Source organism: Pantoea sp. S-LA4, assembly GCF_054482835.1.
In genome coordinates this window covers 2299274-2311439 of the sequence record NZ_JBTLRC010000002.1, presented here as the reverse complement: position 1 = coordinate 2311439, position 12166 = coordinate 2299274, and the positions used below count along the sequence as shown (strand labels likewise).

Sequence of the window (12166 nt, the reverse complement as noted above, 5' to 3'; positions counted from 1 at the left end):
GCGCAACAACCGGAACGTACCCGCAGTACGTAAGATTGTGAGCACTGCCCAGGGCCAGAGTGGCAAATAAAATAGCCTGATGGGATAGGCTACTGTTCCTGTCCTGATTGCTGGATTTGCGTCAGCCCATAAAAAAACCCCCGGAAGACGATCTTCCGGGGGTTCTCTTGCGTTCGCACCACTGGAAGATCTTGAAAGTCTTCCAGCACACATCGCCTGAAAGACTAGTCAGGATGATGGTGGTGGTGATGGTTGAACTGAACGCGTGTCATAATAATCTCGTCGATGAATGAGTATTCATTTGTGAGGTTTAACCTAGCGAAGATGGCTGCGATTGGCAACCCTTTTTTAACCAGTCGGTTCGGAAAGCGCTGAAACCGGTTGTTCTGGTTTGCATTCCGGGAGCAAACTAGGTTGAAGTCAGGGTTGATGTTTCACGCCAGGAGTCAAAATGAAGAAGGTCGCAATTGTGGGACTGGGTTGGTTAGGTATGCCGCTGGCTACAGCGTTAACCGCACGAGGCTGGCAGGTCACCGGCAGCAAAACCACGCCGGACGGGGTGGACGCGGCGCGCCGCTGCGGCATCGAAGCCTTTCAACTGGCGCTGACGCCGGATCTGGTGTGTGATGCCGCCGACGTCGAGCCGCTGTTCAACGTCGATGCGCTGGTGGTCACGTTACCCGCCAGCCGTACCGCAGAAGGGGGCGAAGCCTATCTGCAGGCGGTGCAAAACGTGGTGGATAGTGCGCTGGTCTATAACGTGCCGCGCATCATCTTTACCAGCTCGACTTCGGTCTATGGCAGCGAATCCGGCATCAAACGCGAAACCAGCCCGCTGATACCCGAAACCGTCGCCGGCAAAACACTGGTAAAACTGGAGAACTGGCTGCACGATCTGCCGGGCACCAGCGTCGATATTGTTCGTCTCGCCGGGCTGGTGGGGCCGAAGCGCCATCCGGGTCGGTTTCTGGCCGGTAAGCAGGATGTAGCGAACGGCTCGCAGGGTGTTAACCTGGTACACCTGGATGATGTAGTAGAAGCGATAACGCTGCTGCTGCAGACGCCAAAAGGAGGACGAGTCTATAACCTGTGCGCCGCAAAACATCCGTCGCGCGACACCTTTTATCCGGCGGTCTCGCGACAGCTGGGTCTGCAGCCGCCACACTTCGCGCCGCAAACCGGCAACGAAAGTGGCAAGCTGATTGACGGCTCACGCATCTGCACCGAGCTGGGCTTTGAGTATCGCTACGACGATCCGGTGAAGATGCCGCTGGAGTAAAGCGGGTGCTGCTGTTCCGGTGGCGCGCCACCGGAACAGGAATCAAAGCAGACAGAAATCGGGCGCAAATAGTTACAACATACTAAAAGCCTGAAGAAACGGCCAGAGCCTGCCCCGGCAACACGTTTCAGCGAAGTACGACAGGCAGGGGATGCTGCTACCTCATCACACTCCTAACCGATCGCGAATCGCGTACCACACCGCGCCCATCGCCGTCAGCGGCACCTTAAAGCGACGTCCGCCTGGGAACGGCAGGTGAGGCAGGCGGGCGAAGGCGTCAAAACGCTCAGCATCGCCGCGCAACACTTCGCTGATCAGCTTGCCGGACAGATGAGTGCTGGTCACGCCGTGGCCGCTGTCGCCCTGCATGAAATAGACATTGTTCTCCAGCCGGCCAAACTGTGGCATACGCGACAGGGTCAGCAGAAAATTACCGCTCCAGCTGAAATCCAGCTTCACATTCTGCAACTGAGGAAAGGTGCGGCGCAGTTTTGGCCGAATCAGCGCCTCGATATCGGCAGGCTCGCGCGCGCCATAGACCACGCCGCCGCCATACAGCAGCCGGTTGTCAGCGGTCAGACGGAAATAGTCGAGCAGATAATTACAATCTTCCACGCAATAATTATTCGGCAACAGCGACAGCGCCTGATCGGGGGACAGCGGTTCGGTGGCCACAATCTGCGAGCCGCACGGCATACTTTTACCGCTCAGACGGGGTTCAACCTCACTGGCCAGATAGGCGTTACCGGCGAAAATCACAAATTTTGCGCTCACCTCGCCGTGCGCGGTTTTTACCCGATTCGGTGAACCATAGGCCACCTTCAGCGCAGCAGACTGTTCATAGATGCGCCCGCCGTGTCGCCGGATCGCTTCCGCTTCACCCAGCGCCAGATTGAGCGGATGCAGATGACCACCCCGGCGATCCAGCAGTCCGCCGACGTAGCGTTCGGTGGCCACCTCACGGCGAATGCCGCGCTCATCCAGCAACTCCAGATCATGATTGCCATACTGTTGCCATAACGCTTTCTGTTTACGCAGGTGCGCCATCTGGCGGGCATTCAGTGCCGCAAAGATACCGCCAGGCCGGTAGTCGCAGGCAATAGCGTAACGATCAATACGATCGCGGATGATCGCTGCGCCCTCGAACATCATGCTGCCCAGCATACGTGCGCTCTCTTTACCGTAACGCTGTTCAATAACGTCGACATCGCGGCTGTAGGAGTTGACCACCTGGCCGCCGTTGCGCCCGCTGGCACCAAAGCCGATACGCGCCGCTTCCAGTACTACCACCTCGTAACCCGCTTCAGTCAGATGCAGCGCCGCTGACAGGCCGGTAAAACCGCCGCCAATGATACAGACGTCACACTGAATGCTCTCCTGCAGCATCGGCCAGGGTTCATGCGGATTGGCGGTCGCTGCGTAATAACTCTCCACGTAATTCATCACTACCTCCTTGAAGCGCTCAGAAATTGGCAGGCGTATGGGCACTGACAATGCGGCAGGGTACGTCAGACGTATTGGTAAAACTGTGCGGCAGACCGGTATCAATCACGTAACTTTCACCGGCGTACAGATGAAAACTCTGACCATTGATCACCAGGGTAATTTCACCCTCCAGCAGCGTGCCGGTCTCTTCACCGGGATGTCGCAGTTTTTCGCCAGTGCTGGCTCCGGGTTGATAGGTCTCCAGCAGCATCCCCAGCGAGCGCTGCGGATTACCGTTTTCAACCAGCTTCAGCGAGACGCCCTGGCTGCCCATCTCCAGCAAATCCTCGGGACGGACAATGGTTTTAGGCGTGGCGTCGGCTTTCGGTTCCGAAAAAAACTCCGACAGAGAGAGCCCGTACACTTTTAATAGCTTCTGCAGGGTACTGACCGCCGGGCTGACCTTATCCTGCTCAATAGTGCTGATAGCGCTGTGAGTCAGGCCCGCCAGCTCGGCGACGCGGCGCTGTGACAAACCCAGCGCCTGACGGATCTCAGACAGCCGGCGTCCGGGTGCCAGCGTGACGTCATTCATGATCTTTTTCCTTGTGAAAACGCAGCGCAGCCTGAATAAAACCCTCAAACAGCTGGCGCGATCCGGTAGCGCGATCCGCCTGCCATTCCGGGTGCCACTGTACCGCCAGCGCGAAAGGATGGTGGCGCAGGCTGACCGCTTCAATCAGTCCATCCGGCGCACGGGCCTCAACGCGTAACTGCGGGCCGGGTTCACGGATGCCCTGATGATGCAGGGAGTTAACCTGCAGCGGCTGGGTGCTGTCGAGCAGCGTCGCGAGCAGCCCATCCGCTTCAATCGTCACCGGATGCGCCGGGGCATACTGTTGATCCAGCGGCTGGGTCTCATCTTCATGATGACGCTGAAACGGCGACAGCTGACTGAGGTCGCGCCACAGCGCGCCGCCATTTGCCACCACCAGTTCCTGCATCCCGCGGCAGATACCGAACATCGGCATTTTTCGGCTGGTGGCGTACGTAATCAGCTGAAAGGCAAGACGATCGCGGCCCGGATCGGCGTGCGGTTCGTCACCGGCTTCACCATAATGCCAGGGTTCGATATTGCTCGGGCTGCCGGTCAGCAGCAGGCCATCCAGCACCGTCATAGCGTTTTCTGATAGATGAGGCGCATTGACCAGGCTGTGGGGCAGGGCAAGCGGCACTCCGCCCGCGAGGATCACCGCATCAAGATATTTGTTGTGCACGGTCTGCGTCGGATGACCACCGATATGGCTTTGACACATCACTACGCCAATCAAAGGTTTGTCAAAAATAATGCCCATCTCACATCCTCGCATCGCTGTTCGAAATATCTACCGAAAGGGCACGTCTGGCGGTTAAGTGTGCAATATTTTGTCAATCTAGCAATCTGCTGTTTGTTCTTCAAACAGATTTGTTACATTTGCACACTTTTTATGTTGGCGCTATGTTAGAGGAGTGGCTGTTATTTTGAGCATTGCGCAAACCGAATAGGGGCGGGTGAGATCATGACTAACCTGGTAGAAGTGGAAGACTTCACGCTTCACAGTGAAGAGAAACGAACCAGCGCGTTCCAGCTTGAGGTGAAAGCCTGGCTGGAGCGCCATCCTGAAACGCAGTATGTCGACATCCTGTTAAATGATTTAAACGGTGTTTTTCGCGGTAAGCGCATTCCCATCTCGGCGCTGCCAAAGCTGGAAAAGGGCTGTTATTTCCCCGCCTCGGTATTTGCCATGGATATCCTCGGCAACACGGTGGAAGAAGCCGGGCTCGGACAGTCCCTCGGCGAACCTGACAACCTCTGTCTGCCCGTGTTGGGCACCTTAGTTCCCTCCGCTTCCGATCCTCAGCACATTGCGCAACTGCTGCTCACCATGTGCAACCAAGATGGCACTCCCTTTGACGTTGAACCCCGAAATGTCCTTAACCGGCTATGGCAACAGCTGCGTAACCGAGGTCTGTTTCCGGTGGTAGCGGTAGAGCTGGAGTTCTATCTGGTCGACAAGAAGCGCGATGCCGAAGGCTTCATCCAGCCGCCGTGCGCGCCGGGCAGTGATGAACGCAATATGCAGAGCCAGGTCTATTCGGTCGATAATCTCGATCACTTCGCCGATGTCTTGCGCGACATTGACGATCTGGCGCGTCAGCAGGGCATTCCGGCCGATGGCGCGCTGGCAGAGGCGTCGCCTGGCCAGTTTGAAATCAATCTGCATCACACCGGTGACGTGCTGCGCGCCTGCGATCATGCGGTGCAGCTGAAACGGCTGATCCGTCAGGTCGCGGAAAATCACGGCATGACCGCCACCTTTATGGCGAAACCGTATGAAGAGTACGCGGGCAGCGGTATGCATGTGCATATCAGTATGCTGGATGCGGCCGATCATAACGCATTTGCCTGTGATGACGGCAGCGACTCGCCACTGATGAAACGGGCGCTGGCCGGCATGATCGATCTGATGCCCGCCTCAATGGCGCTGCTGGCCCCTAACGTTAACGCCTATCGCCGCTTTGTGCCGGAGGCTTACGTGCCGCTGCAGGCGTCGTGGGGCCATAACAATCGCACCGTGGCGCTGCGGGTGCCGTGCGGCGATATCGATAATCATCGCATTGAGTACCGGGTCGCGGGCGCGGATGCTAATCCTTATCTGGTGGTGTCGGCGATGCTGGCCGGGATGCTGCACGGGCTGGATACTCCGCTACCGTTACCCCAACCGGTGACCGGCAACGGCCATCATGCTGAAGGACTGGCGCTGCCGATCCGGCAGAGCGACGCCCTGTATGAGTTCGACAACAGCTATCCGCTGCAAAAGTTGCTCGGCGAACGCTTTGCCCGGGTCTGGTATAGCTGCAAGAATTATGAACTGATGCAGTTTGAACGGCTGATCACCGCCACGGAGATAGACTGGATGCTGAAGAACGCCTGATCATCTTTTTTTTTGCATCCGGTGCCCCGGTGGCTTGTATTCCTGCCCTGCTATGGGGCAGAATACGCGGCCTGCAAAATCAGACCATAACCGACGCTCACCGCGCCGGTTATTTTTTTTGCATCCTGTTTTAACAAATAGTTTTTCGCTGACTTAACCGAGGCCGGGCACGCACCCGGATAGATAAACACTGAAAACACGCGTAAGCGTGAGATTGAGGATACAAAGATGGGGATGTTTTCCACACTGCCAGCTCAGGCTGGCGCGCGCTTTCGTGATGACTACGGCGCCGCGTTGATCACCAACCTTACTCCCTGTCGCTTAATGCGCAGTTGCCCTGTGACCCAACCCAGTCAGGTTGTTGCGCATGGGGGACTGAAGCATGTCGCTTAATACCTCCGCTGCACCACAGCGTACACAGCTGAAAAAAACGCTTACGTTACTTCCGGTCGTCATGATGGGCTTAGCCTACATGCAGCCTATGACCCTGTTCGATACCTTTGGCATCGTTTCCGGGCTGACCGACGGTCACGTCGCCACCGCTTACGCTTTCGCGCTGATTGCGATTCTGTTTACCGCCGTGAGTTACGGTAAGCTGGTACGCCGCTTCCCCTCTGCGGGCTCCGCTTATACCTACGCTCAGAAGGCGATCAGTCCGCACGTCGGCTTTATGGTCGGCTGGTCATCCCTGCTGGACTACCTGTTCATGCCGATGATCAACATCCTGCTGGCGAAAAACTATTTCGAATCGCTGGTGCCCGGTATCCCGTCGTGGATTTTCGTGGTGCTGCTGGTTGGTTTTATGACGCTCTCTAACCTCAAGGGCATCAAAACCGTCGCCAATTTTAACAGCGTGATTGTGGTGCTGCAGGTGATTGTCATGGTCGGCATTACGGCAATGGTGATCTACGGCGTGGCGAACGGCGTCGGTGCCGGTACGCTGGCGAGCAGCAAGCCGTTCTGGTCTGAGAATGCGCACGTCGTGCCGATGATCACCGGGGCGACGATACTCTGCTTCTCGTTCCTCGGCTTTGATGGCATCAGCTCACTGTCGGAAGAGACCAAAGATGCAGAACGTACCATTCCGCGTGCGATTTTCCTGACGGCGCTGATTGGCGGCGTGATCTTTATCATCGCCTCTTACTTCCTGCAGCTCTACTTCCCGGACATCACGCGCTTCCAGGACCCGGACTCCTCACAGCCTGAAATCATGCTGTTTGTTGCCGGTAAAGCGCTGCAGGTCGGCATCCTGATCTTCTCGGTGGTCACGGTGCTGGCATCCGGTATGGCGGCGCACGCTGGCGTATCGCGTCTGATGTATGTGATGGGCCGTGATGGCGTATTCCCGGAGCGTTTCTTCGGTTACGTCCATCCTAAGTGGCGGACCCCGTCGCTCAACGTGCTGCTGGTCGGTGCGATTGCGCTGATGGCGATTAACTTTGATCTGGTGACCGCGACGGCGCTGATCAACTTCGGTGCGCTGGTAGCCTTCACCTTCGTTAACCTGTCGGTGATTGCCCAGTTCTGGATCCGTGAGAAGCGTAACCGCACGCTGAAAGATCACGTCCAGTATCTGCTGCTGCCGCTGCTGGGTGCGCTGACGGTCGGTGCGCTGTGGGTGAACCTGGAAGAGAGTTCGATGGTGCTGGGCCTGATCTGGGCTGCCATCGGCATTATCTACCTGGCGTTCGTGACCCGCAGCTTCCGTAATCCGGTGCCGCAGTTCAGCGAAGAGGTTTAATCCCGCGACACTTCGCCGCCTTCCGCTGTTATTCGGGAAGGCGGCGAAAGCCTCAGTCAGCCAGCACCAGTTCGCAACTGCCCGCGCTTAACGCAACTCGTCCCGCCTCACTCAACTGACTGTCGGTCACCACCAGATCAAACTTCTCCAGCGGCAAGGCCAGAAAGGTCGCAATCTTGTTATATTTTGAGCTGTCGCTCACTAGCACCCGTTTACTGCTCACCTCGCTGACCGCCTGCTTTACCGTCACCTTGTCTTCATCCGGGGTAAATAAGCCGCGCGGCCCCCAGCAGGAGGCGGAAATAAAGGCGATATCGATCGCCAGATGACGCAGGCTGCGCGCCGCCGACTCGCCGACGCAGGAGCGGTTCTCACGGCATACCGTGCCGCCAGTGTGGATCACCCGACAGTGGCTGGCTTCCATCAGCAGATTTGCCACCATGAAATCGTTGGTCACCACCAGCAAATCATCCCGATCCACCACTTCCCGCGCCAGCGCCAGCGTGGTGGTACCGGCATCGAGATAGATGCAGCTATTGCGCGGAATGTGCTGAGCGGCATAGCGGCCAATGGCGCGCTTCTCATCGTTATACAGGCCACTTTTGGTCAGGTGTGACGGTTCCGCCGCCAGCCGATCCGCCGACCGCACGCCGCCCGATACTGACAGCACCGCACCTTGCTCCTCCAGCTTTTGCACATCACGACGGATAGTCATGTGTGATACGCCCAGCCGCTCGGTCAGTTCAGCAATGCTCACCACTCCCCGATCCGCGACCAGCGCCAGAATCTGTTGATGACGTTCAACCGGAATCATATTCCCTCCCTGAGATTTATCATTTTTTCACATTGTAAAGCATCCGCCTGTTAACCAGAACAGGAATTAACAGCCCATAAGGGTTCGCTCTGCCGTCATCATCGCCGTCAGGCCCCATGATCCGGTGTCGGCACGCAATGTTAATAATTGTTCCATCTCACATCACAGATGTTTTTTTGTGAGACATGGCACATTTTTACCGGCTTAAAGCTGGCAGGATTAACAGTAACAAACAAATAATCACTTAATTTAACAGTGGAGGCCGACAGTGCCAGTCGAAAATATCTGTGTTATCGGGTTAGGTTCTATGGGCATGGGTGCCGCGCAATCCTGTATCCGCGCCGGTCTTAACACCTGGGGTGTCGATCTCAATCCCGCCGCGCTGGAGACCCTGCGCCAGGCGGGCGCGCGTGACGCGCAACCCTCCGCCGCCCACTTTGCTGACCAGCTCGACGCGGTGCTGCTGCTGGTGGTGAATGCGCAACAGGTCAACGCCATTCTGTTCGGAGATGACGGCCTGGCGGCGAAGCTGCGGCCCGGCACGGCGGTGATGGTTTCATCGACGCTCTCGGCGCAGGATGCGCAGCAAATTGAACAGCGGCTGGCGCAGCATCAGCTGCTGATGCTGGATGCGCCGGTCTCCGGTGGTGCCGCTAAAGCCGCCAGCGGTGAGATGACGGTGATGGCATCGGGCAGTGAAGCGGTCTTCACCCAGCTGCAACCGGTTCTGGATGCTGTCGCAGCGAAAGTTTATCGGGTAGGCAGTGAGATTGGCCTCGGCTCCACGGTCAAAATTATTCATCAGCTGCTGGCTGGCGTGCATATCGCCGTTGGTGCAGAAGCGATGGCGCTGGCCGCGCGCGCCGGTATCCCGCTGGAAACCATGTATGAAGTTGTCACTAACGCCGCCGGTAACTCGTGGATGTTCGAAAACCGTATGCGCCACGTGGTCGACGGTGACTACAGCCCGAAATCGGCGGTCGATATCTTCGTCAAAGATCTCAATCTGGTGACGGATACCGCCAAATCGCTGCACTTCCCGCTGCCGCTGGCCTCGACCGCGCTCAATATGTTTACCGAAGCCAGCAATGCCGGTTATGGCCGGGAAGATGACAGCGCGGTGATTAAAATCTTCAGCGGCATTACCCTGCCACAGGGCAAGGAGAAGAGCTGATGCGTCTTGGAGTGATAGCCGACGATTTTACTGGCGCTACCGACATTGCCAGTTTTCTGACACAGAACGGCCTGAGCACGATTCAGTTCAACGGCATCCCCGATAGCGAGCAGGCCGCAGAGGCGCAGGCGATTGTGATTAGCCTGAAGAGCCGATCCTGTCCGGCCGATCAGGCGGTTGCACAGTCGCTGGCGGCGCTGGCGTGGTTACAGCAACAGGGCTGTGAGCGCTTCTACTTCAAATACTGCTCCACCTTCGACAGCACCGCGCAGGGCAATATCGGCCCGGTGACCGATGCGTTGCTAGCCGCGCTGGGTGAAACTCAGACGGTGATCTGTCCGGCGCTGCCGGTGAATGGCCGCACGGTCTATCAGGGCCATCTGTTTGTCGGCGATCAGCTGCTGTCGGACTCCGGTATGCGCCATCATCCGGTGACGCCGATGCACGACAGCAACCTGCTGCGTCTGATGACGGCGCAGGCCACAGGCAAAGCCGGGCTGATTAGCGCCGCGCAGGTCGATCAGGGTGCGGAGTCCGTGCGTCAGGCGCTGGACCAGCTGGCGGAGCAGGGCGTGAACTATGTGGTCATCGATACCATGAATGAACAACATCTGCTGACCCAGGGCGAGGCGCTGTGCGATCGGCGGCTGGTCACCGGCGGTTCCGGGCTGGCGATCGGGCTGGCGCGTCAGTGGGCAACGGCCGGGGCGGATGCGGCAGCGGCGGAGCAGGCGGGACGGCCGCAGGGCGATCGTGCGGTGGTGATCTCCGGCTCCTGCTCGCAGATGACCAACCTTCAGGTTGCCGCGTATCGCCAGCTGGCACCGGCACAGGAAGTGCAGATCGAACGCTGTCTGCAGGATGCAGACGGTTATGCCCAACAGCTGTGTGACTGGGTGGAAGCCAACAGCCATCAGGCGCTGGCACCGCTGCTGTTTGCCACCGCTGACGCGCAACAGCTGCAGGCGATTCAGCAGCAACACGGCGCCCGGCGCAGCAGCGAGGCGGTGGAGCAGCTGTTTGCCGCGGTGACCCGTGAGCTGAAGCGGCGCGGCTGGCAACGCTTTATCGTGGCGGGCGGCGAAACTTCCGGCGTGGTGGCCCAGAGCCTGGGCGTCACCGCGTTTCATATCGGCCCGACCATCTCGCCTGGCGTGCCGTGGGTGCGCGACATCCACCAGCCGCTGTCGCTGGCGCTGAAGTCCGGTAACTTTGGCGATGAACACTTTTTCCGCCGCGCGCAAACGGAGTTTTCCCATGTCTGAATCTTTCTCTTTAGCTGAGCAGCAGGCGCGTGACGAAATGGTCCGGCTCGGTGCCTCCTTTTTCCAGCGCGGCTACGCCACCGGCTCGGCCGGTAACCTCTCCGTACGGCTGGAAGATGGCAATCTGCTGGCGACGCCAACCGGTTCCTGCCTCGGTGAATTACAGGGTGATCGGCTGGCGAAAGTCACCCCTGATGGTGAGTGGCTCTCTGGCGATAAACCCTCCAAGGAGATCGCGTTTCACCGCGCGCTCTACCTGAACAATCCCGACTGCAAAGCGGTGGTACATCTGCACAGCCACTACCTGACGGCGCTCTCCTGTTTACAGGGACTGGACCCGGAAAACTGCATCCGCCCGTTTACGCCCTATGTGGTGATGCGGGTTGGCGATGTGCCGGTGGTGCCGTACTACAAGCCCGGCGATCAGCGGCTGGCGGAAGACCTGGCGCAGCTGGCACCGCGCTATCGCGCCTTTTTGCTGGCCAATCACGGGCCGGTGGTGGTGGGGAAATCATTACGTGAGGCGGCAGATAACACCGAGGAGCTGGAGGAGACGGCCCGGCTGATCTTCACTCTCGGCGACCGCGCCATCCGTTATCTCAACGATGCCGAAGTGGCCGAGTTAAGGAGCCGATAATGCCAAAGTTTGCTGCCAACCTGTCGACCCAGTTTACCGAACTGCCGTTTGCGGAACGCTTCGCCGCCGCCGCGGCCGCCGGTTTTGAGGCGGTGGAGTTTCTGTTTCCTTATGACTATCCGGCGGAACAGCTGAAGCAGTGGCTGGATGAGAATCAGCTGCAGCTGGTGCTGTTCAATACCGCGCCCGGCAACGTCGCGGCGGGTGAGTGGGGCGTTTCCGCCATTCCCGGACGTGAAGCGGAAGCGAAAGCGGATATCGATCGTGCGCTGGACTATGCGCGGGCGCTCAACTGCCCGCAGGTGCACATCATGGCGGCAACCGTGCCGCCGGGTGGTGATCGCCAGCGCTATGTTGAGACCTTCATCGGCAACATGCGCTATGCCGCTGAGCGCTTTGCCCCGCACGGTATCACCCTGCTGATTGAGGCGCTGAATCCGACCACCAAGCCAGGCTATCTCTACTCCAGCCAGTATCAGACGCTGGAGATGGTGGATCAGATCGATCGGCCCAATGTGTTTACCCAGCTCGATCTGTTCCATGCGCAGTTAGTGGATGGCAACCTCAGCCATCTGATTCGCCACTATGCCGGGCGCTATCGCCACGTACAGATTGCCTCGGCACCGGATCGCCATGAACCGGATGGAGGGGAGATCAACTACCCGTGGCTGTTTGACCTGCTGGATGAGGTCGGTTATCGCGGCTGGGTCGGCTGCGAATATTTCCCGCGAGGCAGCACCACGGCCGGCCTCGGCTGGTTTGCGCCCTGGCGTACGCGCCGCTAATCACCTGCATGCTGAATCACACCGCTTGCCAGACAAACGGTGTGAGTCCTGCTGCAGCTTAATCACACCAG

12 protein-coding genes and 1 other annotated feature are annotated in these 12166 nt (G+C 58.4%); of the genes, 7 read left to right on the top strand and 5 right to left on the bottom strand.

Annotated elements, in window-relative coordinates; genetic code table 11:
* Positions 1–128: 128 nt before the first annotated feature.
* Positions 129–249, bottom strand: a sequence feature (His leader region).
* On the bottom strand, positions 225–272 hold the full coding sequence (hisL, locus tag ACX3P5_RS11745) for a his operon leader peptide (RefSeq protein ID WP_100396937.1): 48 nt from the start codon (positions 270–272) through the stop codon (positions 225–227). (Overlaps the previous feature by 25 nt.)
* Before the next feature lie 179 nt (positions 273–451).
* On the opposite strand from hisL, the gene ACX3P5_RS11740 reads away from it, so the two are divergent.
* On the top strand, positions 452–1279 hold the full coding sequence (locus tag ACX3P5_RS11740) for an SDR family oxidoreductase (protein ID WP_458968749.1): 828 nt from the start codon (positions 452–454) through the stop codon (positions 1277–1279).
* Between the two features lie 165 nt (positions 1280–1444).
* Here ACX3P5_RS11740 and ACX3P5_RS11735 read toward each other — a convergent pair whose 3' ends face one another.
* The 3 genes from ACX3P5_RS11735 to puuD are packed head-to-tail and all read right to left on the bottom strand — an operon-like array spanning position 1445 to position 4059.
* Positions 1445–2722: an NAD(P)/FAD-dependent oxidoreductase gene (locus ACX3P5_RS11735; RefSeq protein ID WP_233987666.1), complete on the bottom strand. Its 1278-nt coding sequence runs from the start codon at positions 2720–2722 to the stop codon at positions 1445–1447.
* Positions 2723–2741: 19 nt separating this feature from the next.
* The gene (gene puuR, locus ACX3P5_RS11730; protein ID WP_233987667.1) at positions 2742–3299 is read right to left on the bottom strand and encodes an HTH-type transcriptional regulator PuuR; all 558 of its coding nucleotides are present in this window, start codon (positions 3297–3299) and stop codon (positions 2742–2744) included.
* Entirely contained in the window at positions 3292–4059 is a 768-nt protein-coding gene (gene puuD / locus ACX3P5_RS11725; RefSeq protein WP_458968748.1) for a gamma-glutamyl-gamma-aminobutyrate hydrolase, read from the bottom strand. The genes puuR and puuD overlap by 8 nt, the downstream gene beginning before the upstream one ends.
* 204 nt (positions 4060–4263) lie before the next feature.
* Here puuD and ACX3P5_RS11720 point away from each other — a divergent pair, with 204 nt between their 5' ends.
* Together ACX3P5_RS11720 and ACX3P5_RS11715 are read left to right on the top strand one after the other, a co-directional pair.
* The gene (locus tag ACX3P5_RS11720) at positions 4264–5679 is read left to right on the top strand and encodes a glutamine synthetase family protein (RefSeq protein ID WP_293002171.1); all 1416 of its coding nucleotides are present in this window, start codon (positions 4264–4266) and stop codon (positions 5677–5679) included.
* Between the two features lie 382 nt (positions 5680–6061).
* Positions 6062–7420 (top strand): APC family permease, encoded by a 1359-nt coding sequence (locus ACX3P5_RS11715; RefSeq protein ID WP_233987669.1) that lies wholly within the window; start codon positions 6062–6064, stop codon positions 7418–7420.
* Between the two features lie 52 nt (positions 7421–7472).
* Here the strand turns inward: ACX3P5_RS11715 and ygbI are convergent, their stop codons facing one another.
* A complete protein-coding gene (gene ygbI / locus ACX3P5_RS11710; protein WP_233987670.1) occupies positions 7473–8234 on the bottom strand; it encodes a DNA-binding transcriptional repressor YgbI in 762 nt (253 codons plus the stop codon).
* A 268-nt stretch (positions 8235–8502) separates the two neighbouring features.
* On the opposite strand from ygbI, the gene ltnD reads away from it, so the two are divergent.
* From ltnD to ACX3P5_RS11690, 4 genes are read left to right on the top strand one after another with little or no spacing between them, the layout of a single operon-like run.
* On the top strand, positions 8503–9408 hold the full coding sequence (ltnD, locus tag ACX3P5_RS11705; RefSeq protein WP_336755587.1) for an L-threonate dehydrogenase: 906 nt from the start codon (positions 8503–8505) through the stop codon (positions 9406–9408).
* Positions 9408–10673 (top strand): 3-oxo-tetronate kinase, encoded by a 1266-nt coding sequence (otnK, locus tag ACX3P5_RS11700; protein WP_458968747.1) that lies wholly within the window; start codon positions 9408–9410, stop codon positions 10671–10673. The genes ltnD and otnK overlap by 1 nt, the downstream gene beginning before the upstream one ends.
* A complete protein-coding gene (gene otnC / locus ACX3P5_RS11695) occupies positions 10666–11310 on the top strand; it encodes a 3-oxo-tetronate 4-phosphate decarboxylase (protein WP_069729547.1) in 645 nt (214 codons plus the stop codon). The genes otnK and otnC overlap by 8 nt, the downstream gene beginning before the upstream one ends.
* A complete protein-coding gene (locus tag ACX3P5_RS11690; protein ID WP_336755585.1) occupies positions 11310–12095 on the top strand; it encodes an HPr family phosphocarrier protein in 786 nt (261 codons plus the stop codon). Before otnC ends, ACX3P5_RS11690 begins: the two co-directional genes overlap by 1 nt.
* Positions 12096–12166: the final 71 nt, after the last annotated feature.